General features: G+C 59.1%; 23 protein-coding genes. 7 read left to right on the top strand and 16 right to left on the bottom strand.

The genetic code is table 11. The annotated features are described in order from the left end of the window. Positions 1-20: 20 nt before the first annotated feature. Positions 21-1,340 carry a UDP-glucose dehydrogenase family protein gene (locus N554_RS0131405; protein WP_029587053.1) on the bottom strand — a complete coding sequence of 440 codons (1,320 nt, stop codon included), beginning with the start codon at positions 1,338-1,340 and terminating at the stop codon, positions 21-23. Positions 1,341-1,764: 424 nt separating this feature from the next. Between N554_RS0131405 and N554_RS0131400 the strand changes: the two genes are divergently transcribed. Next, complete coding sequence (locus tag N554_RS0131400; RefSeq protein ID WP_156042216.1) at positions 1,765-2,043, top strand: hypothetical protein; 279 nt, start codon at positions 1,765-1,767, stop codon at positions 2,041-2,043. Positions 2,044-2,350: 307 nt separating this feature from the next. Then, entirely contained in the window at positions 2,351-3,091 is a 741-nt protein-coding gene (locus tag N554_RS0131395) for a metallophosphoesterase family protein (protein WP_029587051.1), read from the top strand. A 101-nt stretch (positions 3,092-3,192) separates the two neighbouring features. Here N554_RS0131395 and N554_RS0131385 read toward each other — a convergent pair whose 3' ends face one another. From N554_RS0131385 to pncA, 7 genes are all read right to left on the bottom strand, one after another. Continuing rightward, entirely contained in the window at positions 3,193-3,639 is a 447-nt protein-coding gene (locus tag N554_RS0131385) for a hypothetical protein (protein ID WP_029587050.1), read from the bottom strand. 766 nt (positions 3,640-4,405) lie between these two features. After that, positions 4,406-4,723 (bottom strand): hypothetical protein, encoded by a 318-nt coding sequence (locus N554_RS0131375; RefSeq protein ID WP_029587049.1) that lies wholly within the window; start codon positions 4,721-4,723, stop codon positions 4,406-4,408. A 152-nt stretch (positions 4,724-4,875) separates the two neighbouring features. Next, positions 4,876-5,898 (bottom strand): S1C family serine protease, encoded by a 1,023-nt coding sequence (locus tag N554_RS0131370; RefSeq protein ID WP_029587048.1) that lies wholly within the window; start codon positions 5,896-5,898, stop codon positions 4,876-4,878. A gap of 86 nt (positions 5,899-5,984) precedes the next feature. Next, a complete protein-coding gene (locus tag N554_RS36870) occupies positions 5,985-6,272 on the bottom strand; it encodes an SDR family oxidoreductase (RefSeq protein WP_081851524.1) in 288 nt (95 codons plus the stop codon). A 304-nt stretch (positions 6,273-6,576) separates the two neighbouring features. Continuing rightward, complete coding sequence (locus tag N554_RS0131360) at positions 6,577-7,935, bottom strand: PQQ-dependent sugar dehydrogenase (protein ID WP_081851532.1); 1,359 nt, start codon at positions 7,933-7,935, stop codon at positions 6,577-6,579. Further along, the gene (locus N554_RS0131355) at positions 7,935-8,378 is read right to left on the bottom strand and encodes a DUF2231 domain-containing protein (RefSeq protein WP_029587045.1); all 444 of its coding nucleotides are present in this window, start codon (positions 8,376-8,378) and stop codon (positions 7,935-7,937) included. Before N554_RS0131355 ends, N554_RS0131360 begins: the two co-directional genes overlap by 1 nt. A 293-nt stretch (positions 8,379-8,671) precedes the next feature. Next, a complete protein-coding gene (gene pncA, locus N554_RS0131350; protein ID WP_029587044.1) occupies positions 8,672-9,298 on the bottom strand; it encodes a bifunctional nicotinamidase/pyrazinamidase in 627 nt (208 codons plus the stop codon). Between the two features lie 267 nt (positions 9,299-9,565). Between pncA and N554_RS42800 the strand changes: the two genes are divergently transcribed. Then, the gene (locus N554_RS42800; protein WP_256378771.1) at positions 9,566-9,691 is read left to right on the top strand and encodes a hypothetical protein; all 126 of its coding nucleotides are present in this window, start codon (positions 9,566-9,568) and stop codon (positions 9,689-9,691) included. A 384-nt stretch (positions 9,692-10,075) separates the two neighbouring features. On the opposite strand, the gene N554_RS0131340 is transcribed toward N554_RS42800, so the two are convergent. The 5 genes from N554_RS0131340 to N554_RS0131320 form a co-directional block, all read right to left on the bottom strand. Continuing rightward, positions 10,076-10,786: an ABC transporter ATP-binding protein gene (locus tag N554_RS0131340; protein WP_029587043.1), complete on the bottom strand. Its 711-nt coding sequence runs from the start codon at positions 10,784-10,786 to the stop codon at positions 10,076-10,078. Further along, positions 10,787-11,560 (bottom strand): ABC transporter ATP-binding protein, encoded by a 774-nt coding sequence (locus tag N554_RS0131335; RefSeq protein ID WP_029587042.1) that lies wholly within the window; start codon positions 11,558-11,560, stop codon positions 10,787-10,789. Then, positions 11,557-12,738, bottom strand: coding sequence for a branched-chain amino acid ABC transporter permease (locus N554_RS0131330; protein WP_245283773.1), 1,182 nt, complete (start codon positions 12,736-12,738; stop codon positions 11,557-11,559). Before N554_RS0131330 ends, N554_RS0131335 begins: the two co-directional genes overlap by 4 nt. Beyond that, complete coding sequence (locus tag N554_RS0131325) at positions 12,725-13,645, bottom strand: branched-chain amino acid ABC transporter permease (protein WP_029587040.1); 921 nt, start codon at positions 13,643-13,645, stop codon at positions 12,725-12,727. Before N554_RS0131325 ends, N554_RS0131330 begins: the two co-directional genes overlap by 14 nt. 72 nt (positions 13,646-13,717) lie before the next feature. After that, entirely contained in the window at positions 13,718-14,890 is a 1,173-nt protein-coding gene (locus tag N554_RS0131320; protein WP_029587039.1) for a branched-chain amino acid ABC transporter substrate-binding protein, read from the bottom strand. 234 nt (positions 14,891-15,124) lie between these two features. Between N554_RS0131320 and N554_RS36865 the strand changes: the two genes are divergently transcribed. After that, positions 15,125-15,601, top strand: coding sequence for a hypothetical protein (locus N554_RS36865; protein ID WP_197033821.1), 477 nt, complete (start codon positions 15,125-15,127; stop codon positions 15,599-15,601). Positions 15,602-15,672: 71 nt separating this feature from the next. Here the strand turns inward: N554_RS36865 and N554_RS0131310 are convergent, their stop codons facing one another. After that, positions 15,673-18,015: a Tex family protein gene (locus tag N554_RS0131310; protein WP_029587037.1), complete on the bottom strand. Its 2,343-nt coding sequence runs from the start codon at positions 18,013-18,015 to the stop codon at positions 15,673-15,675. A gap of 198 nt (positions 18,016-18,213) precedes the next feature. Between N554_RS0131310 and N554_RS0131305 the strand changes: the two genes are divergently transcribed. The 3 genes from N554_RS0131305 (at position 18,214) to N554_RS0131290 (ending at position 21,432) form a co-directional block, all read left to right on the top strand. Continuing rightward, positions 18,214-19,470: an Hsp70 family protein gene (locus N554_RS0131305; RefSeq protein ID WP_029587036.1), complete on the top strand. Its 1,257-nt coding sequence runs from the start codon at positions 18,214-18,216 to the stop codon at positions 19,468-19,470. Positions 19,471-19,625: 155 nt separating this feature from the next. Further along, positions 19,626-19,916, top strand: a complete 291-nt coding sequence (locus tag N554_RS0131300) for a copper-binding protein (protein WP_029587035.1) — start codon at positions 19,626-19,628, stop codon at positions 19,914-19,916. A 1,267-nt stretch (positions 19,917-21,183) separates the two neighbouring features. Beyond that, positions 21,184-21,432: a hypothetical protein gene (locus tag N554_RS0131290; RefSeq protein WP_029587034.1), complete on the top strand. Its 249-nt coding sequence runs from the start codon at positions 21,184-21,186 to the stop codon at positions 21,430-21,432. Between the two features lie 229 nt (positions 21,433-21,661). Here N554_RS0131290 and N554_RS0131285 read toward each other — a convergent pair whose 3' ends face one another. Next, on the bottom strand, positions 21,662-22,492 hold the full coding sequence (locus N554_RS0131285; RefSeq protein ID WP_245283772.1) for an aspartate dehydrogenase: 831 nt from the start codon (positions 22,490-22,492) through the stop codon (positions 21,662-21,664). A 4-nt stretch (positions 22,493-22,496) separates the two neighbouring features. Beyond that, positions 22,497-23,252, bottom strand: a complete 756-nt coding sequence (locus N554_RS0131280; RefSeq protein ID WP_029587032.1) for a 2-amino-5-chloromuconate deaminase CnbZ — start codon at positions 23,250-23,252, stop codon at positions 22,497-22,499. Positions 23,253-23,269: the final 17 nt, after the last annotated feature.

Here is a 23,269-nt window from a genome sequence, read left to right as displayed (position 1 = left end):
CGGACCGCAATGCGCGCGAGCTAGGCCTCCGGCTTCCCGGCCCGTCCCACGCTTTGATAAAGAAACCCGCGGTTCGTCAGATCTTCGGGACTATAGATATTTCGAAGATCGACGACCACCGGACAAGCCATCTCGCGCTTCAATCGATCGAGATCAAGCGCCCTGAATTGTTCCCACTCGGTTACAATGACCAGGGCATCGGCGCCGTCGGCGCAACTATAAGGATCTTCGTAATACTCGATATCGGGCATTTCGGCGCGAGCCGGCTCCATACCCACCGGATCGAAGGCTCGAACGGTCGCACCCATATCGCGAAGCGCCGTAATTAGTGGAATCGATGGCGCCTCCCGCATGTCGTCGGTATTTGGCTTGAACGTCAGGCCAAGTACCGCAACGATCTTGCCGCGGAGATTGCCACCGAATGGCGCTGCGACCTTTCGGGCCATCGCGCGTTTGCGCGTGTCGTTGACGGCGTTTACGGCCTCCACAATCCTCAGCGGAGCATCATGATCCTGGGCGGTCTTGATCAGAGCGCGGGTATCCTTCGGAAAACACGAACCGCCAAAACCGGGGCCAGCATGAAGGAATTTGGGCCCGATGCGATTGTCCAGGCCTATGCCGCGGGCAATCTCCTGGACATTTGCGCCGACCTTTTCTGCCAGATCGGCAATTTCGTTGATGAAGGTGATCTTGGTAGCCAAGAAAGCATTGGCCGCATATTTGATGAGTTCGGCGGTGCGGCGCCCAGTATACATGATCGGCGCCTGGTTCAGATAAAGTGGGCGGTAAATTTCGCCCATCACCTTGCGCGCACGTTCATCTTCAGTGCCGACAACAATACGGTCCGGGTGTTTGAAATCGCGCACCGCTGCGCCCTCACGCAGGAATTCAGGGTTCGAAACGACGACGACGTCGGCCGACGGGTTGACCTGCATAATGGTTCGTTCCACCTCATCGCCAGTGCCAACAGGGACAGTTGATTTTGTTATGATGGCTGTGAAGCCCTTGACCGCTTCTGCGATCTCTCGAGACGCTGCGTAAACATAGCTAAGATCCGCGTGACCATCACCGCGACGCGAAGGTGTGCCCACTGCTATGAAGACAGCCTCTGCCTCCCCTACGGCGCTCGCAAGCTCCGTCGTGAACACAAGTCTGCCGGCGCGGGCGTTACTTTGGACAATGCGGTCGAGGTCAGGCTCGAATATCGGAATTTCGCCGCGCCGTAGCGATGCAATCTTCGCCTCATCCTTGTCCACGCAAGTGACGTGATGTCCAAAATCGGCGAAACAGGCGCCTGAAACCAATCCCACATATCCCGTTCCAACGACAACTATGCGCATGAACTGAGTACTTTCTCTTTTTGTCGAGGTTTTCTGCCAGACAGCAAACGTATTTAGATCAGTGAACGAGACGGGTCAAAAACTTCCGCGCCAACTCGCAAAACAAAGGTAGCGCTTTTGCGGTCTTCGGCTGGCAATTTTCGTTCACCAGCTGGACACGCTGATACACGACAATACGAATACCGCTGTGAGAATGATTTATGCAGAAACGAGAGGGAGCCAAACAATCGCTTTGCTTGGATTGCCATCGCTTTGACCGAATCGTGCTGATGCCGGTGCGCAATCATTAGGCGCTTCTTGCGTCGTACGATCGCGTCCTGGTCGCGGCATGAAGCCTCGTTCAAGACATTTCGACGCACGGTATTAAAGCAATCTTAGGGGGCGGACGTTAAGGAACATGGTCTTTTCATGGAGTAAAAGTGACGTGACTACGCTGGCCATTTGCAGCGCGATGATCGGTTCGATTTTGGGAATTCGGTTCAGATCTGCCGTTCTGCTACCCTTCATTTTTATTGGTTCTGTATCCCTCGTCGCGTTTGCGCTCGCACAAGATCAAGCCTTGCTACAGTCGGTGGCGATGATCGGCGTGTTCGTATCCCTTCTGCAGCTTGGTTATTTCTGTACGGCGCTTCTCAGGCATGCTGTAACGCCCGCCCTTGCCGCCGGCGAGCGGTCGTTGCTTGAAAGTCCAAAGCTTCGATAAACCAAAGTGTTACACCCGCTGCGGTCGAGCTTTCGCTTCCCTTTGCCTTTGATGCAGGCCGAACGTTCCGGGAATTGTCGGTCTCAGCGTCTGTCCAAGGCGACTCTGCGCGCTGGAGGGTGGATGGCGCGGTTCCCCAAGGAACGCGGCAGCCGCAGCGACATAGCACCGCCTAAACTCAATTCGCGCTTAACCCAATTCGCAGCTAATAGGCGTATGCTCCAGACCAATCTTTTTCGGGGCGTGAACTTGCTGTGCCGGCTCGCACATCGAAGTCGGAGCTACCTTGAAAATATCCGCTTCCCAGATGCTGTCAGCTCTGCGTTATCCTAAGTCGACGGCCAAGCCGAAGTTACCGGATGGCGTTCGAATTTACGCAATCAGTGATATTCACGGCTGCGCGCATCTACTCGAACAAATGCTTGGAGTTATCGACGCCGATGTAGCACACAGCAGGCCATATCGGGCGATCGAGGTTTTCCTGGGGGACTATATCGACCGCGGTCCAGACTCGCGATCGACAATCGACCTTTTGATCAGGCGAGCCCGCCGTGGAAACGCGGTTTTTTTGAGGGGCAATCACGAAGCCTTCCTGGCAGAGGTCTTTCGCGATCCATTACGTATCCCTGATTGGCTCCAGGTTGGCGGGCTGCAAACTTTGATGTCCTATGGCCTTTCGCCACCGCCCCACCCGAATGAGGAAGAGCAACGGGCACTGGTCCGAGAGCTCGCCGCAGCGATGCCACCACTGCACCGTGAGTTTCTCAAGCGCTTGCGCCTGAGCTTCACCTGCGGGGATTTCTTCTTCGTTCATGCCGGCGTTCGGCCGGGCGTGCCCCTGTCAGAACAGCAGGAAGCAGACCTGCTGTGGATTCGCGAAGAATTTCTTCAGAGTCAGAAAAATTTCGGCAAGTATGTCGTACATGGCCATACCCCGGTTCGCAGTGCGGAGGTTCTGGCAAATCGCGCCAATATTGACACAGGGGCCTACGCAACTGGAAATCTGACATTGCTGTCCATTCAGGGTAGCCGCTTACTGGCCGTATGATTAGCGCTTCGACGTACCGACAATTCGATCAGCTTTTGAGGCGTCAGAAGCGGATCGCGGGGCTGAAGTATTTGGGCGTCGACCAAGCGGCCAAACAGGTGCTATTTACCAGCGGTTGATTTCGCGTTCGTCGTTTGCTCGACGTTTAAAGCTTGAAAGTCCGGAAATCTGCTCAACGCCGCAGCCTTCAGGAACTTGAAATGGGTGATCGCGGCTCCGAGCTCCTTGAGGCGCCGTTGACCGTTAGCAATCTCGGCACTGAACAAGTCCTGGTGACGGCTATCGAGCGCCTCGCGTTCAAGATATTCGTCTGTCCCATTCCCAAAGGTCACAGCAGCGCGTGCCAGGACGTCCTCGACCCGTCGATTCAGGCCCGATTGTTCATTCTCTGCTGCACGCAGGGCGGCTTCAATTGCTGTCATAATTGACCCGACGCGCGACCGGTCGGTTTCAGCGTCTCGTTCGGCTGAACGTGCCCTAAAATCCTGATCGCCCACGCGAGCCCGAAGATAACTGTGCGCGCGAGCCCGCAAGAAAAATTGAAACATCAGCGTATGTCCGGTCCAAGGCCACGGTCATCCGGCGCAAATATACTTCAACTCACTCGATCTTAGTTAATAAATGGTTAAACTGTGCCGCGACGGCTTCGACCATCCGCTGCCGCCAGATGCCGCAGTGGCGACGAACTCTCAACCGTTCACGGTACCCGCGATGGAGATGACGGACGCGGCCACGCGTTTTTCTTCCGAGAGCAATCTCCAGCCATTCCGGGAAGCGGCTCGCTTCCAAGAGCAGGCCTCTCGGCCAGTGGCAGGATTGCTTGCCGGCAAAGTCAGAATGCGCGGCGAGCGTGCCCGAACGTACTGGTGTGCGAGCTGGCCTTATAAGACGGTCGCGCGTGATGCTTGTTCGACCGCCAGGCGCGGGTTCCGTATCCAAGGAAGAAGCCGCCGATGAACACCGAGGACAGGATTAGGGTGGCAAGCATTGCAGTGATCCCAATATCAAGGCGGTCTTATTCTCATTCTCCAGTTGTGACAACATCATGATTTTGAACGCCGAAAATCATGTCATTTGCTGGTTTTTTTGTGCAGTTCGAATCTGTTGAAAGCTGTGCGAATAGCGGGCTTTGGAGACTAGGGCGCACCAAAAAAGCTTGTTGCCCGAAAGGGGGCCATACGAACCACCGGGTGATCCTGATCAACGCACCAGCAATGCCGCGGGCTGCCGCAGAACGTCTGTCGCGAAGCCGCCGGCGCCAACCCTGCGAGCCGGATTTCTTGTCGACGCTCGCTACCTTGCGGCGCGACAGCGCTAACGCACAATTCCTTCACTGGGACTTTCCCGTTCGCAAGTCGCAGGAGCAAGGATGCATCTTCCGTCGGGATCGATCGTCGCAGTTATTTTCTGGAGCGGCGCAGTTGCAAGAAACTGCTGGAGAATAAATCGACTCTCGTCGGACAGCCCAAATAGTCCACGCGTCAACTCGAAAAACCCCTGCTCCTCCCCGACATATAGCAATTCGAGAAGTTCTGCGATGGTGTACCGGCCCAAAGCCGAGAAAAGCCTTTCGGTTTCATCAACTGAACTGTCCTCGCCCAGCCGATCAAAGTTGTAGATGATCGCAGTCATTGTTTCCCCTGTCCGTCGCGACGGCTTCTAGACCCTGCTGTACTAGGAATCCGCATGAGCGTGATTTCTGCGTGATCGCAAGGCTTCGGAACCTGCTGTTTCGCCTGACTACACGGAAAATATAGCATCTCCGTAGACCACGAACAGCAATTCTACCGGGCTGACGGCCTGCGTTCGATCGGATGGATGTCGATTGCCCGCAACCGGCCCATGCGCAGCACATCCATCTCAACCGAACGATTGATGCGGTCGCGGTCCAGGGCTCGGATCAGATCGTCGACGCCGTTGACATCAATGCCGTCCAGTTTGATTACGACATCGCCCGGCAGCAATCCGGCTCGCGCCGCCGGCCCGCCCGGTTCGATCTGCGCCAGCAGGGCGCCCATCTTGTTTTCGACGCCGGCTACCACCGCATGCCTTCTTGGGATCGGCACGGTCTGGCCGGACACCCCGATATAGGCGCGCCGGACATAGCCATGGCGGATGATTTCGGACAGGACAAATTGCGCGGTATTGCTGGCGACCGCAAAACAGATGCCTTGCGCGCCGCTGATGATCGCCGTGTTGATGCCGATCACCTCGGCCGCGGATGACACCAATGGCCCGCCGGAATTGCCGGGATTGAGCGCGGCGTCGGTCTGAATGACGTCCTCGATAGTCCGGCCACTCACCGAACGGATCGAGCGCCCCAGCGCCGACACCACGCCCGCCGTAACCGTCGACTCGAATCCTAGCGGATTGCCAATCGCGATCACAAGCTGGCCGCGGCGCAGACTCCTGGAATTGCCGAGCGAAGCGTAACGCAAATCCCGCACGCCGTCGGCGCGCAGCAGTGCCAGATCGGTGTCTGGATCGACGCCGAGCACCCGCGCATCGGTGATGATGCCTTCATTGTCTCGCAGCCTGATCTCTTTCGACGACCCAACCACGTGGCTGTTGGTCAGCACGAGTCCATCCGGCGAGATCACGATCCCGGAGCCTAGCCCGCCGCGCTCGCGCGCGTTTCGCTGCTTCGGCCCGGTTTCAACGCGAACCACCGCGGGTCCGACGCGTTCGGTCACGCTGATCACGGCATTGGAATAGGCATCGAGTAAGACCTGGTCGCTGGCGGCGGGTTGTTTGGTTGCTTGCGACGACGGGTCTTTGTTGAGGGTATCCTGGGTAAAATCCAACATCGGGGTATTCCTTCGCATATCAGATGGCGACCCGATTTTGCTCTCGCAAGAGCTCCCGAACCGCCCGGCCCGCGGCAGGGCCCGGATCAGACAGCCATAGTCAGCGCACCATCGACAATCAGGTTCGTGCCGGAAAAGCGGCTCGCCACCGGACTTGCCAGGAAGACGACGCCAGCCGCGATGTCCTGCGGCGCGCCCATACGATTTGTCGGGTTCAACGACATCGCCGGCTTGTAGAGATCAGGCATGCCGCGCTCGATACTCTGCGAGATGCCGCCCTCAAAATAGGTATTTCCCGACGACACCGCGCTGACCCGGATGCCTTTCCCGATGAGCTGATTGCCGAGGCCTTTGGAGTAATGATCAGCACATATCGCGACGTTGGCGCCTTCCGCTGAAAAAAATCTCGGCGATCACTACAACGGACTTGCACGCGAAATCGCGTCCCGCGATTTTAAGTGTGCTGCACTTCCCTGACATTAGCGCGAACATATCAATGTCCGCCGTGCCGCCCGTATTTGAAGCGAGCTGTCCCGGCAGGCCTAGTTGAATGGCTAGGCCTTTTGTGTGCTCGCCCCCATTCGAGGCGACTTGAGTTCGGTATTTGGTGGCGCCCCACTCTCGCCGAGCCGTTTCGTCCCGACGACGGGCGCAATGCCGTTCGATCGCCTGTTATCGTCAGTTGTTGGACGCAGAATGGGCATTATTAGATGACACCCGCCAAACCGTGTTTCCAACATCGTCAGCGATCAGTAGTCCGCCGGTCCGGTCGACGGCCAAACCAACCGGCCTTCCGCGCGCGTGATTGTTCGCGTCGAGGAAGCCGGTGACGACATCCTGCGCCGGACCGCTAGGCCGTCCGCCGTTAAAGGGCACGAAGACAACTTTGTAGCCGTTAAGAGGCGTTCGATTCCAGCTTCCGTGTTCGCCCACGAACGCACCACCGTGGAAGTTTGCGGGAAGATCGGTGCCTGTGTACATGGCTAAGCCCAATGGCGCTACGTGAGAGCTTAGCGCGTAGTCCGGTGCGATCGCTGACGCCACCAGATCGGGCCGCTGCGGTTCGATCCGTGGGTCCAGGTGCTGGCCATAGTAGCTATAGGGCCACCCATAGAAGCCTCCGTCCTTTACCGACGTCAAATAATCCGGAACCAGGTCGGGACCGATCTCGTCGCGTTCGTTGGCGATCGCCCAGAGTTTGCCGGTTTCAGGCTCCCACTGCAGCCCGGTGGGATTGCGAATTCCGCTGGCGAAGATGCGGTGCGCGCCCGATGCAACGTCGACCTCCCATATCGCGGCTCGTTCGTATTCGGCGCCAATTCCGTTTTCGCCGACGTTGCTGTTCGATCCGACCCCGACATAGAGCTTGGAGCCGTCCGGACCGGCCAACAGGGCCTTCGTCCAGTGATGATCGATCGGTCCGCCAGGAAGATCGGTAACCTTGGTGCCTGCGGCAGTGATGCTGGTCTGTCCATCTTGATACGGATAGCGGACGATGGCATCGGTGTTGGCGACATAAAGATCGTGACCAACCAGGGCAACGCCAAATGGCGAATTGAGGTGGTCCAGGAACACGGTTCGCAGTTCGGGAGCGCCGTCACCATTGGCACCGCGCAACAGCGTGATGCGGTTTGCGTCCTTTGCCTTGGCGCCGGCGAACGACTGTACCCAGCCGGTGATGATGTCCTTGGGCCTGTGTACCGGCGCTTTCGGACCATTGCTCTCAACTACCAACACGTCTCCATTAGGGAGGACGTAGAGAGACCGCGGATGTTCAAAGCCGCTAGCCAATGCATGGACCTGCAATCCCTCCGCCACCGCGGGAGTTTCGTCCTTTCCCCATCCGACAACCTTTGCGACCCGTATCGGCGGCATCAGATACTGCTGCAGCGCGGGCAGCACGGGATTGGCGCCGATCTGTCCTTTCGGGTCGCCGGCATGATCATCACAGCCGGCGAGTCCCAACCCTGCGACGGCGACAAAGAGAACGGCGATACGCGGTAGTTTCTCCGAACGTGCAATCTTGAGCGCGTGCATCATGCTTTTCTTCCAATGCGTTGGCGATTTTCCAGGGCCATAACAACCCAGGCCGTCAATAAGAGAACGACGACGACGAGCCCGGAAAGCATCAGGCCCGTCGGCACCACTGCGGTGTAACCGTCGCGGCTGTGAACGAAGGCATTTACCAGCGAGAGCAAGACAGCGACAGCGTAGCCAATTACGCGAGGCCAGGCGGGCCTATCGATTTGTCTGCCGCCTGCAAGGTCGATCACGTAAGCGATGGTGGCAAAGCCCGCGATGATCAGACCGGCGGTGATCAGCCAGATGGAGAACCTCTCCCACAGCACATCGGGGATCTGCCAGTAGACAAGATCGGTGACGAGAGCACCCGCGAAATATGCGACGGAAAACGACACCAGCATTCTATGGATCGGTCGTCCACGAGGCTTCGCCGTTGACCTCAAATTGGTGTCGCCCATGAAAGGCGCTCCCGTCACTGTAATGTGCTGCATGCTCAATCCTCAGAACGATCCGCGCGTCTGCGCCTCCAGAGGGCACCGGTTCATCTCCGGGCCGCAATGCGCGACGCAAACAATTTTGCGCCAACCATCGAATATTGCATCGCCTTCAAACCTGGGTCTTCTAAATTCGAGTTTATTCTTCCGAGACGATCCTAACGGCTCCGCCCGGCTGCCAAATCGCAATTTCCGTACTAGTGCCGGGCGGTACCTACCCTCGGATCAAGTCCGATGGCGGGCTGTTGCGGAACGCGTTAGCCAAGATCGTTGATGCGCTGCACGCCGGCCGCAGCCATCGCGGCCCAGGCGGCATCGAGCGAACCCGCCAGATCGATGGCCCGGCACCCGGTCTCGACAACGACGGTGTCGAAGCCGAGCCGGCGCGCATCGAGGGCGGAGTAATGGACGCAAAAGTCGGTCGCGAGCCCGACGAGGAAGAGACGCCGCAAGCTGCGCTCGCGCAAATAGCCAGCCAACCCAGTGGGAGTGCGGCGGTCGTTTTCATAGAATGCGGAATAGGAATCGATTTCGGTGCGGAAGCCTTTCCGGATCACCAGCTCTGACGGCTTCGTCGCCAGTTGCGGATGAAAGGCGGCCCCTGGCGTGCCCTGCACGCAGTGCTCGGGCCAAAGCGTTTGCTGGCCATAAGGCATGCTGATGGTTTCAAAAGGTGCAGAGCCGGGATGTGAAGTGGCGAAGGAGCTATGGCCCGGCGGGTGCCAATCCTGGGTCAACACGACATGATCGAAGCGCTCGGCGAGGCGATTGATGACCGGCACCACGGCATCGCCGTCGGCCACCGCGAGCGCACCGCCAGGACAGAAATCATTCTGCACGTCAACTATCAGCAGCAAATCATCATCATTGAGCAGGAACTGCATTTTCGACCTGCATTGTAGTTGATCCAAACTTTCAAATTCGGGGCTGGTCCCTGAACGCTTTGGTCACTCGCTGCACGAAACCGCCACACCGTTTTTTTAAGGTGCTGCATCAGTCATTTCGCAACCAGCCCCGGTTGAGAGAAAGATATAGAGCGGCGCAAGCTGCTGAACGAGGTTGCACTTTCCGCCACGCCTAAGCAAAAATTTAGTGGTGACGGTTTGGTCGTCTCTTATGTGGGCAATGTTCGTACAACAAAGGGGACAACCATGAAATCGACGGTAATCGCATCACGCTCTGCGTTCACGATCGATCCCGATGAGTGGATCAGCTATTCGCACTGGGGCATGTTTCCAGTGCCACGAAAATCCTCGAACTCGCGCGGCGACGCATGAGCTCAGGTTGGCTTCCCGAGGCGAAACGCGCTGAGTTTGCGGTCAAGCACTTTCGAGTCTGACCCGCGGTGACCCCTCTCGTTGAGACGGCCACAGGAAAGATACGCGGCGCGGAAGCCGGCGACGGGGTGCTCGCCTGGCGCGGCATACCCTAGGCAGCCGCTCCGGTGGACCGCTGAGACTGCGGCTTCCGCAGCCGGTTCAGCCGCGGAGCGGTGGGCGCGACGCCGTGCACCCAGGGGCACCCTCGTTTGAAGTCCCAGGCCCTCCCGTTCGAGATTGTTGGATTGCCTTCCAGAGGCTCACGAGACACTGACGCCAAGCATTTTTTCCGTATGCAGTGGTTGGTTTGGCGCACTTCGCGTTACATAGAGAGCTGGTGACTCAGCCAAAATAGGCTTGCTGGACTTCTTTGGTCTTGCCGATCTCGCTTGGCGTACCTTCCATCACCACCCTGCCCTTGGACAAAACATATCCGTAGTCGGAGATGGCGAGCGTTTGATGCACATTTTGCTCCACAAGAAAGATCGAAATGCCACGCTCGTTGATCTTGCGGATGATGTTGAAGTTCTCCTTGACGAAAAGCGGCGACAAGCCGAGCGAAGGCTCGTCGATCAGCAACAGCTTCGGAGCCCGCATTAGGCCCCGGCCGATCGAGACCATGGCCTGCTCGCCGCCCGACATGGTGCCGGCGAGCTGTATCCGGCGTTCGGCCAGGCGCGGGAACAAACGAAAGATTTCCGCCATGCGCTCCTCGGTAACTGCATTGGAGGGTTCCTGATAGGCGCCGAGCCGCAGGTTCTCCTCGACCGTAAGCTTGGGAAAAACTTTGCGGCCTTCGGGGATGCAGGCCACGCCCGCGGCGATAACCTTGTGGGTCGGCAGCGCGGTGATGTCCTGACCGTCAAATACGATATGGCCCGCGCGCGGCGGCGTCAGCCCCAGGATCGAGCGGATCAGCGTGGTTTTGCCGGAGCCGTTGGAACCTAGCAGACAGGTGATGCGCCCAGGCTCTACCTTGAGCGAAATGCCTTCGAGAACGTCCGCCTTGTCATAAGCGGTGTAGACGCCCTCGATTTCCAATCGGCCGGTCATCTACTCCACCCCCAGATAGGCTTCCTGCACCTGCCGGTCGACGGCGACCTGACGGTACGGCCCTTCCGCGATCTTGCGGCCGAAATTGAGCACCACGCAACGGTCGGTGATACGCTCGATCAACCCCATCTCGTGCTCAACGATAACGATGGTGAGGTTCCGATTGAGATCGCGGACCTGCAGAATGTCGTCCATTAATTCCTTGGTCTCGTCATGCGTCATTCCGGCCGACGGCTCGTCGAGCAAGAGCAGCTTTGGCTGACTGATCAGCGCGCGGCAGATCTCGATGCGGCGCCGGTCGATCATCGGCAGCCCGGCGACCGGCTCGAACATCCGCTCGGCAAGCCGCGGCTCGAATACTTCGATGAGCGTGCGGGCTGCGGCATAATTGACCTCGAACTCGCGCTTGAATTCGCCGCGGCGGACCAGGTTGAACCAGAGCCCTTGATTGAGCCGCTTGTGGTTGCCGATCATGATGTTGTCGAAGATCGACAACGGCAGCGACAGCCGCGAGCGCTGAAAGGTGCGGGAAACGCCGGCGTGATAGACGGCGCGCGACGAGGCGCGCGTAATGTCCGCGCCGTCGAAGGTGACGGAGCCGCCGTGCGCGCCGTAGATTCCGGTGACGACGTTGAAGAATGTCGTTTTGCCCGACCCATTGGGTCCGATCAGGCCGATGATTTCGTTGGGCACTACCGTAAGATCAAGATTGTCCAGCGCCACGACGCCGCCGAACTTCCGGGTCAGCCCGCGAGCCTCCAGCAAATAGGTCATGCCCGCCCCCCGGGGAAATAACGCCGTACCGGCCGCGGCAGCAGCCCCTCAGGACGGAACAGCAGCACCACGATCACGATCAAGGCATACAGGAGGAAGCGGTATTCCTGGATGGTCTGCAATTTCTCCGGCAAGACCACGACGATGAAGGTCGCTACCACCACGCCCCATGGGTTGCCTATGCCACCGAGCAGCAGGATTGACACCATGATCAGCGAATCGGCGAAGGTGTAGTTGTTGGGAGCAACGAAGCCGCCGACCATGCCGAAGAGCGCGCCGGCGAGGCCGATAACGAAATTGCCGAGCACGAAGGCGGTGATCTTCCAGCGCGCGATATCCAGTCCGAAGCAACTCGCTGCGGTCTCATCGAGCCGTATCGCATCGAGGTCGAGCCCGATCCATGACCGTTCCAGCCGCCGCACCAGGACGAAGGTGCCGCACAACAGCAGCATGCTGATCACAAAATAGTTGAGATAGAACGACATCTCGATCTTGCCGATCTCGAAATTATCGTTGAACGACCAGCCGAGGATGCTCATGCCCTTGACCTGCATGCCCTGTGGTCCGCCGAGCACGTCGTTGACTTCCAGGAATGTCTTGAGCAGCAGCGCAAATGCGATGGTGACCAGCGCCGCATAATGACCGCGCGTGCGCAACACCGGGAGCAGCAGCAGCGAACCAATCAGCGCGGCAAGCGTCCCGCCGATCAGGAGCACCAGGAGGTGAGGCACGGCAGTGTAGGTATTGAGCACCGCCGAGGTATAAGCGCCGATGCCGAAGAACGACGCACCCGCGAAGTTAAGCACGCCGGCATAGCCGAATTCGATATTCAGCCCGAGCGTCGCCACTGCATAGAGCAATACGGTGACGAACAGCAGCAGCACGAAATGATTGTCGTGGAAGAACGCCGCCACCACGCAGGCGGCGAGGACCGCGTATGCGCTGAGCACACCCTCGCGCTCGGCAAAACTTCGGCCTACCGGATCGAGCCAGTCCATGTAATGGGCGACGAGCACGGCGACGATGCCGAATGCCAGCAGGCCAATGACGAGCGGCTGCTTTTCGACAGCCAGCAGCGCGATCAGATACGCAGTCGAGAGCGCCACAGCGACAACGCCCGGCAACAAGGGAGCCTGCGGTTCCTGCTTGACTTCCGGCATGCGCTCAGACCCGCTCACTGATTTTTTCTTGAATCAGTCCGGTCGGACGCCAAGCCATCAGCGCGATCACGACGGTGAAGGCAAACACGTCCTTGTAGGCGCTGGCGAACGGCAGCGCGACGGCGCCGATGGTCTGCAACGCCGCGAACAGGAAGCCGCCCAGGATGGCACCGTAGATGCTCCCGAGCCCGCCGATGATCGCGGCGGAAAAGCCGATCACGCCGAGCAGCAGCCCCATGCCGAAATTGATTTCGTTGTAATACAGGCCGTTCATCACGCCACCGATGGCGGCCAACGCCGACCCGATCGCGAACGTGATCAGCACGATGGCGGTGAAGTTGATACCCATCGTTCGCGCGGTCTCTTCATCCTGCGCCACCGCGCGGATGGCGAGACCGAGCTTGGTACGGTTGAGCAAAAGCCGCAGCCCGACGATGATCGTGACGCCGGCCGCGAGCATGATGGCGTTGTCGAGCCGCAGGTTGAACTGGCCGAGGTTGATTGAATCAGTTGGAAGCAAGGCCGGGAACGGTTTCGGGTTGGCGCCTTGCGGGTAGAACAGCCGAACCATTTCGCGCAGCACCGTGCCGAGCATCAACGTGATCAGCAGTGTGTTGAGCGCCGGCGCCGAGCGCAGCGGCAGCACCAGGTAGCGCGCGATCAGCATGCCGAGCGCCGCCATGGCGAGGATCGCGACGACCAGTACCGCAAGCAGCAACAGCGGGGTGGAGCTGACTCCGACCGAGCGCAGGCCGATATAGGTCGCTAGCCCCGTGAAGGCGCCGACCGTCAGCACATCACCATGCGAGAACTTGATGATATCGAGCACACCGAAGAACAGCGTGAAGCCGACCGCGACGAGCGTATACATCATGCCGAGCATGAGACCGTTCATGATGTATTGCGAGAGGAGCCCCACATCCATTTTTTTCTGATCCTGTGCGCACCGCGAAGGCGGAAGCGGGACGGGAGCTGGTGCCGCCCGTCCCGCTGTTGGCTATTTCTGTCCGGGAAGCTTGCGCCTGCCCGTGGCGTATTCGCTATCGTCCCACTCCACGAACTTGCCGTCCTGCACCACATATTTGGTGATCAAGGCCACGGTATTCTGGCCGTGATCGTCGAACGTGATCTTGCCGATGATGGAGTCGCGGTCTCTTACGTTCGCCAGTTCCTCAATGACCTTCTTGCGATCCGGCCCGACTTTTTCGATCGAGTCGAGGATCAGGTCCATAGCGGCATAAGAGAAAGCGCCGTAAGCTTCCGGCGGATTGTCGTACTTCTGTGCGGCATACTTCTCCAGGAAGAATTTCCCGCCCGGCAGCTTCTCGGTCGAAGCGCCTTCACGGAACGCGAGCGCGCCTTCGGCGAGCGGTCCGAGCCCCTGGATGAAAGCTTCCGACACGATGCCCGAGGTGCCGTCGAACACGCTCTTGATGCCAAGCTTGTCCATCTGCGAGCGGACGCGGACGCCGATCGGCGTAAGCCCACCGAAATAGACCACCTCCGGATTGAGGGACTTGATCTGGGTCAGTTCGGCGGTGAAGTCCTGCTGGTCCGCGGTGACGCCGAACGTGCCGACGATCTTGCCGCCCAGCTTGGCGAGAGATTTGCTGAAATACGCGTTGTGACCCTTGCCATAATCAGTGGTGTCGTGGATCACCGCGACATTCTTGAAACCGAGCTTGGTGATGAGTTCGGCATTGGCATCGTTCTGGTCGATCATGGTCCCGTTAACGCGATGCACCTCCGCATACTTGCTCCGGTAGGTGATGTCCGGCAGCACGGCGCCCCACACGATAATCGGGAAGCCGAATTTGTGATAGATATCGACGGTAGCGATCGCGGTGGCGGAGCAATAATGCGTGGCCCCGGCGATGATTTCCTTGTCCGCCGCCATCTTGGTGGCGACCTGCACGGCTACGTTCGGCTTGCATTCGTCATCGAGCACGACGAGCTCGTATTCGTATTTCGCTTTCGCATCGGCATTGCGCAGCTTGACAGCTAGTTCAGCGGAGTTTCGACCGCCGATCCCGTTGACTGAAACGCCTCCGGTCAACGGCCCGATGAAGCCGACCTTGACCCTTTCCTTCGCCTGCGCAGTCGCAACCAGCGCTCCAACGAAAAGCGCGCTTGCGAAAAAAAGACTTAGTTGCCTGACAATTCTCGACATTGGCTCCTCCTGATGGATCGGTCCCTTACCTATCCTCGTTCGAATTTTTATCAAAGTGTTTGTTCCCCATCCGAACTCAACGAATTCGCAAAATAACTGGGGTACCGCGTCAACAATCCGATGGTCGCCCGCTTGAGAGCAGATGGCCCATTCGCCAGCCGCAGAATTGCAAAGTCCCCTCCGCCGTTGCATACTTGATCATATGGAATGTTTTGGTACTTGAGGAAATAATCGATGGCGGACGCCGATCTGGATGTCGTGATTCGGCACCTTGCGAAGCAACAGCATAAAGGTCTCATGGCCGCGGCAAAAAGTCGGCGTGATCGATATATCAGTCTCGCTGCCAAAACCAAGGACAGGGAGACCAAGGAAAGATATAAGCAGATCGCCAAAAACACTATGTTGCAAGGAGCTGCCATCGCCAAGAGGTTGCAAATTTCTGCCGATAACGCCGCAGACAGTTACGCTAGATCCATACGAAATGCGGCAGAGGCCCACGCCGCCAAAAGGCGGTCAAGAGGAAAAAGACCTGATTTAAGCATCCGTCCTACGTCTGCTATCGCCAAAGAGACCACCGCGCGCACCAAGGATGCATGGCCTCAGCCATTGGGCCGAATCGCCCTCAAGCTTCCGTTCGCGAACGATTTGCGCAGATTTGGCAAACCTGCCATCGAGCCCTTCGAAAGATGCTGGGCCAGATTGGCGATGTGACGCGAGTACGCCCAGCGTGCATGGCGGCCATAAGTCCGCAGAAGCGCCCGGCTCGGCCGGCTGCACTCCAATCAAGCCTTGGTCTTGCCGCTCCCGCTTTTATCATTGGCGCGGCGCAAGGCTTCGGCGAGCGCTCCGCCGCCGGACGGCTGTTGCGGCTTGCGCGCCGCCGACGATGTCACCGACGCGCGGGACTTTTCGCGCGGCATGCCTTGCGCCGGACGCTCGCTCCTGCCGCCGGGTTCGTCATCGAGACGCAGCGTCAGCGCGATGCGCTTGCGGGCGACCTCAACCTCGAGCACCTTCACCTTGATGATGTCGCCCGACTTCACCACCTCGCGCGGATCCTTGATGAAGGACTTCGACATCGCCGAGATGTGCACCAGCCCATCCTGATGCACGCCGATATCGACGAAGGCGCCGAATGCCGCAACGTTGGTTACCGTGCCTTCGAGGATCATGCCGCGTTTGAGATCCTTCAGCGTCTCGACACCCTCTTTGAACACTGCGGCCTTGAACGCCGGGCGCGGATCGCGGCCGGGCTTTTCCAGTTCGCGCAGAATGTCGGTCACAGTCGGCAAACCAAAGGTAGCATCGACGAAGCTCTGTGGCTTGACCTGCCGCAGGAGCTCCGCGTTGCCGATCAGCGCCTTGATGTCGCTCTTCGTCGCGGCAAGAATTTTGCGCACGATGGGATAGGCCTCCGGATGGACGCCGGAGGCATCGAGTGGATCGTCGCCACCCGTGATGCGCAGGAAGCCAGCGCATTGCTCGAACGCCTTCGGCCCGAGCCGCGGTACCTGCTTCAGTGCCCTGCGTGACTTGAACGGCCCATTGGCGTCGCGGTGCTGGACGATGGTTTGCGCCAGCCCAGTGCCAATCCCCGATACCCGCGCCAGCAGCGGCGCCGAGGCGATGTTGGCATCGACTCCGACCGCATTGACGCAATCCTCCACCACCGCATCGAGCGCGCGCGCCAGTTTGCTCTCGCCAAGGTCATGCTGATATTGTCCGACGCCGATCGCCTTCGGATCGATCTTGACCAGTTCAGCCAGCGGGTCCTGCAGCCGCCGCGCGATCGACACCGCACCGCGCAATGTGACGTCGAGTTCGGGCAATTCCTCGGACGCAAAGGCCGACGCCGAATAGACCGAGGCGCCGGCTTCCGACACCACGATCTTTGACATCTTCAGGTCCGGCAGCAGCTTCACCAGATCCATGGCGAGCTTGTCGGTTTCGCGCGACGCAGTGCCGTTGCCGATCGCAATCAAATCGACGCGATGTTGCACGGCGAGCTTGCCCAGCATCCCCAGCGCTTCGTCCCAACGCCGCGCCGGCTCGTGCGGATAGATCGTCGTCGTCGCAACCACCTTGCCGGTAGTATCGACGACGGCGACTTTGACGCCGGAGCGGAAACCGGGATCGAGGCCCATGGTGACGCGTGCGCCCGCCGGCGCCGCCAACAAGAGGTCGCGCAGATTTGACGCGAACACGCGTACCGCTTCCTGCTCGGCCGCGGTCCACAGCCGCATCCGCAAATCGATGTTGAGATGAATCTGGATTTTGGTGCGCCAGGCCCAGCGCACGGTTTCCGTCAGCCATTTGTCGCCGGGCCGGCCCTGATCGGAAATCGCGAATCTCTGCATGATCTTCAGTTCATAAGAACTGACCGCGGCCGGCGTAGTCGCGGCCGGCTCGGGCAGCATCTGCAGCTCTAGGATCTCTTCTTTCTCGCCGCGGAACATTGCGAGGATGCGGTGCGATGGCAGTTTGGTGAGCGGCTCGCTGAAATCGAAATAGTCCTTAAATTTCTCGCCCGCGGTTTTTTTACCGGTGCGCACCGTTGAGGCCATCAGGCCGTTCGACCACATCTGTTCGCGCAGCGCGCCGATCAGGTCGGCGTCTTCGGCGAATCGTTCGACTAGAATGGCTCGCGCGCCGTCGAGCGCGGCCACGGCATCCGCCACCTGCTTGTCGGCGTTGATGAACGGTGCGGCCACGGCCTGCGGATCGTTCTCCGGCTGCGTCAGCAACAAGGCGGCCAGCGGCTCCAGCCCCGCCTCTTTGGCGATCTCGGCCTTGGTGCGGCGCTTCGGCTTGAACGGGAGGTAGATGTCTTCCAGGCGACCCTTGCTGTCGGCCGCCAGGATTGCCGCTTCGAGCGCGGCATCCAGCTTGCCCTGTTCACGAACCGAGTTGAGAACCGCGACGCGACGCTCTTCCAGTTCGCGTAGATAGTTCAGGCGCTCTTCCAGAGTGCGCAATTGCGCATCGTCGAGCGCGCCGGTGATTTCCTTGCGGTATCGCGCAACGAACGGGACGGTGGCGCCTCCATCGAGCAGCGCCACCGTCGCCTCGACCTGTTGTTCGCGAACGCCGAGTTCTTCCGCGATCTGCCGATTGATGTTTGCCACGCGCGATCTTTCTGGGCAGCCGCGGCGGGTGAAAACGCCGACAGCGGGAGGACGTTTATGGACCATCGCCTATTGATTCAGCAACCCGTGGCACGAAACAAATTGATCTGTGGATGGGCGCGCATGCATCAAGCGACGAGATAAGGGTGGATCGATGGCGCTTAAATGTGTAGACGAACGCTCCTTCCTGGAGCGCTCATGTCAATCTGCGGACTCGATTTCGGGACGTCAAATACGACGCTCGGCACCATTGCTGGCCGTGAGCCGGTTCTGACAGCGCTGGAAACCGGCCAGACCACGATCCCCAGCGCGATTTTCTATGAAGTCGATGGTGCCGTGCTGATCGGACGTAAGGCGATCGAGGCCTATGTCGAGGGCGCACCCGGCCGGCTGATGCGCAGCCTCAAAACGGTGCTCGGCACGTCGCTGATCGACGAAACCACGCGACTCGGGCGCGAGCGGACCAGCTTTCGCGACGTGATCGCTTATTATCTGGGCGCGGTGAAACGGCGCGCCGAGCAGGCCACCGGTCGCGAGTTGCGCGACGTCGTGCATGGCAGGCCGGTGCACTTCGTCGACAACGCACCGGATGCCGACCGCAAGGCGGAACGAACCCTGCGTGAGATCGCCCGCGAGGTCGGCTTCGATGAGGTCACGTTCCAGTTTGAGCCGATTGCCGCCGCGCTGGACTACGAGCGACAGATATCAACTGAAGAGATCGCATTAATCGCCGACATCGGCGGTGGCACCTCGGATTTCTCGATGGTGCGCCTGGGACCGGAGCGTCACGGCAAGATCGACCGCGCCGCAGATATTCTTGCCAACGATGGTGTACGTATCGGCGGCACCGATTTCGATCGCCAACTCAGTCTCGGCGTCATCATGCCGTTGTTCGGTTTCGGCAGCGCCATGAAGCGTCCCGGCCTCGATGTGCCTTCGAGTTATTTCCACGACCTAGCGACCTGGTCGAACATCAACCGCATGTACGAACCGCGCGTGATCGCGGATATCCGTCAGGTTCGCCAGGATGCCAGCGAGACGGTCCTGCTCGATCGGCTGGTGCGGGTGGTCGACGAACAGCGCGGCCATACGCTGGCGATGGAGGTTGAGGAAGCCAAGATTGCTCTATCCGACACGCGCCGGGCAGACATCCCGCTGGAATGGGTCGCGCCAGGCCTCAGCGCCGCCATCGGTCGACCCGATCTTGTGAGCCATACACGGCAACTGGCTGAGCGCATCGGGGCCCGCATCAAGGTCTGCCTCGCGCAGGCACAGTTGTCCGCGAGCGACATCGACGCCGTATTCCTGACCGGCGGGTCGGTGAGACTCGCCCATGTCCGCAAAGCCATCACGAAGGCGGCGCCGTCGGCCCGCATCGTCGAAGGTGACACCTTCGGCGCGGTCGGCAAGGGGCTCACCCTTGAGGCGCTTCTACGATATGGGCCAAGGGACTGAGATCGGCCCAGCAACGAAGCGAACACGGGGCGGCATCCCAAGATGAATCCCGAATAGGGAACTCAGCATTCCTTCGACTTGTGGCGTACCCACCAGGGAACAAATCCGCTCATTCCGGCTTATCTCCGACTGTCCAAAAGCCGGAGAAATCTTGGATGAGACTGGCAAAGATGGTTTTGGCTGGTTCTATGCTCACCGTCATCAGTTCGGCGACGTTGGCCCAGCAAGCGCTTACCGGAACGGTCACCACAATCGATCGGATTAGTGGGACCATCGCAATTCGACAGACGCCAAGCGGCACCGTCGGAGCGAATACCGGCGGAGCTACGGAACAATTCAAAGTACAAGACGGCTTGTTGAACACAGTACACGCGGGCGACAAAGTCACATTTTCCGTCAGCGAAACGGGCGGGACGAAGACAATCACGAAACTCACGAAACAATAAATTTTCGGAAGCCGCCTGCAACTGAGCAGAAACTGATCGTTTCAGCCAGTAACACGCGCTCGTCACTCAGCCGAAGCATGTCGGCGTCCCTTTGCGCCGGCGCTTTGCGGCAGTTAGCGGACGTAAGTTTTGCGGGCATCCATGTCCGAGCGCGATCAGACGGCGTGAGAGCCGCTCTGGCAAGTGATGCCGCACGCGTCTATTCATTCTTTGCTCAAGGCACTGAAGCTCAGCATCGGCTAAGCGGCAATGCGACGATCAAACCGCAATGAAGCGACCACGGAACATCGCCAATCAGATTCGTCAGCTCGCGCGACTACCGCTAAGTGAAAGGCGGAGATGGTCTGATCCGAGAAGCGTTCGCGCTGACGCTTGAACAGGCTCGGACGAAAGCACGCGAGATCCTGAACGAATAAGAGCGCTTTCAACACGCCGCCAAAGCCGCTGAAGGAAAAATATAGAGTCGGGAAGGCGACAAAGAGAGCAAAGAAAAGCCGGGTAAGTAAGGCCGGGCATTAAACCAATCTAAACTGAGACCGCGCCATAATCTGCATCAGAGATGAGGCGGGAAAGTGACCCCATTCCTCTTTGGTATTCACGAACCAAGAGTCCACAGCATCTGGTCTCCTTCTTCATCGCTTCCGATGGCGGTGACGGTCATTAATTGACCGCCCGATTAAGACGCACTGTGTCGCCGACCTTGAACATATCGCCTCCGGTTAGGTGGAATTAGAAAGTGCATCCTAGTTGCGGAGTCTTGGAAATGAAACCAAAGGTTCTCCGCATTCCTACCAGTGACCTTCTCCTAGAGAGGAGATGGACGGTCGCGAGCCGTCGCATACCCTTGAATCTAGGGGAACGTGTCCGACTGAATAGCGGAAGTCCAATCGGTTTAGTTGTTGAGACTGGCGAGCTAGTGACCATCGCTTGGCCGGGCGGCGAAGCAACATTCCCTCCTGAATGTCTGCACCGCGTCTAGCGTGTCCGCCAGTATTTGACGACCTTGGGGGTTGGTTTTTCGCTGTTTAAATCGCCAGAGTTCTGAGCCTTAGCCGGCTGCATACAGATGCGAGCCGGTTCTTGGCGGCTGGCGGCGAGGAATGGCGAGGCGGTGGCCGCCGCCATCGCGCACGGCCGGCTCACGCCGCATTCGTACGGCGGTCGTTCACGCAAACCGGGGCGCACCTGTTCGAGTAGTCGGCCCCCCAAAAGGAACGCTTGGCAGGCCTTGGCGTTTTTGTTTCCAAGAAAAGTCTCGGAGCATGCCATGTACCCGTGGCCTATCGGCGACTTTGATTACGTGATGGACGAGGCCCTCGACATTGCGATGGATTACCTCGAACGCACCGGACAGGCAGCGAAGTTTGCAGAGGTGCAGCGCGCGGCGGCCATGGCGATCGTGGCTGCTTGGAAGGCGGGGGTTCGGCACCGGATCAAGCTGGCCAGCATCGCCATCAAAGCGGTGGAACCCAAAGCGGAACCTTATTTAAATACCAAGCAATACCAAAGACGCTGACCAGCTTAGGTGCGGAAACATCGAATACACGGCTGTTTAAGACATCGGGCGGGTCTTGTGGATATGGTCCGAGTCGATTGCGGACGTGGTGATCACCGGCCAAACCCACAGTAAATCGGCGGCAGTGGCCGAGAAAGCGATTGACCGGGCACTCGCTCTAAAGAAGGTGCGACTTGTGCCACCCAAGAGGAAACGAATACGCCCTAGCCGGCTCCACCTTTGGGCTCGTTCACGTTCCAATACGAAGCGCGGATCGTTGCTTGCGAAGATAGGCAATCACTGACAGGGCCGTAATCCGACCGGTCTTCGGATTCTCGGACGGAATATTTTCGATCGACATCGCGAAGCTCGCAGAATCCGATTCCACATCGATACGATGGGTATTGCGCGTCAGTGCGGGATCCGCCCAGATTTCAAGTCTGGTCCGGTCCGGGCCGATTCCGGCGAGCGAGAGCGCGACGGCGACATTGAGGTTGGCCGGGAATCCCCTCGCAGCTTCGCGCGCCGTGCCGTCGAAGATCTTCAGCGGTTCGGTGATATTTTCAATGTCGATATTGTTCTCGACGATGTAGGGGGCGCCGGCCAGACCCGTGACCGGCTTGCGCGTCATCATGCGCACCGAATGGATCGTCCCTTCTGCGGCGGCCGTCACGGCATCGAGGCCGATCAGGGCTCCAGTCGGTACCACGATCTGACCGCCACTCTGTTTCGCGATCTGAATGAGGTCGTCATGCTCCAGAAGCGCCCCCGCGCTCAGTACGATCGCGGTTTTTCCTTTGCTGACAAACGGAAGGACAATTGACTTCAGCAATGCGCTTGGTGCGCATTCGATGACTACGTCGGCGGCTTGGGAGAGGTCTTCGATGGGCAGGATGGCAGGCGCCCTCGACAAGGTCGCGAGGAAGTCTCGATGCTTCCCCGGCTCCTGAACCGAGACCGCAGCCAGCACCAACCCATCCAAGCCGCGATCCAGCGCTTTGACGACTCTCCGCCCGATCGCTCCCAGGCCGACCACCGCGACGCGCATCTCGCCTTTAACAATCATTGCCGGAGTTGCCATCGATTCAGCTTTCGATCACGCGCTCAACATGGACGCGGCGGCAATCCATCTCGTATTCGAGATCGACCACCGGCGGGCGGTTGAAATGCCAGGTCAGGCCGTTACGGAACACCCCACGGCGGCCGAGTTCGCTCTCCAGCGCCGAGAACACGTTCTGCACGGTGTAAAGCTGAACGCCGGTAGTCTGGCTCCAGTCGCCGGAGAACGCGCTCATGCGGCGCTCCATTTCGTCGAGCACCCACTTGGCCTTTTCCAGCATGCCGGACGGGCTGGTATCGCCGAGCCGAACAATATAGTCGCGGTAGTTCGCCTTGCCTTCCTGAGACTCGCCGCTGCCGGCCACGACGAACGACGCTGGCGAATCTGGCGCAACAGTGGTGAACGAGAAGGCGTGAAAGCCCGGCTCGGACGGCGGGTCGAGCTTCGGACAGACGTTGCTGCGCGCCACAGGATTAACGCCGTCCTTCATCACGCCCCATTCGATCAGCGTTTTGATATAGATCTGGTTGAAGGCCTTGAAGCCGTCTTCGGTGAACGGCGCTGGCGAACGCAGCTCGCAGGCGGCAAACGACGTCAACGGCCGGCCCGCCTTCTTGATGACTTCGGCGATCTTCTCAAAACCCTGCTTCAGCGGCACCACGCGGGAGAAGCGAACGCGCTCGAGGGTGAAACCGGGTAACGCGCCGACGCCGCAGGAATACTGGCTGACGCCGGGCATGAAACGATAACCACTGTTGGCTGCTTCGACGGTCTGGATCATATTGCCTCTTTGGATGG

The sequence above is a fragment of the Bradyrhizobium sp. URHD0069 genome, from assembly GCF_000701345.1.
Lineage (GTDB): Bacteria > Pseudomonadota > Alphaproteobacteria > Rhizobiales > Xanthobacteraceae > Bradyrhizobium.
The sequence above is the reverse complement of the archived record's forward strand: the minus strand, read 5'-3'. Positions and strand labels throughout refer to the sequence as shown.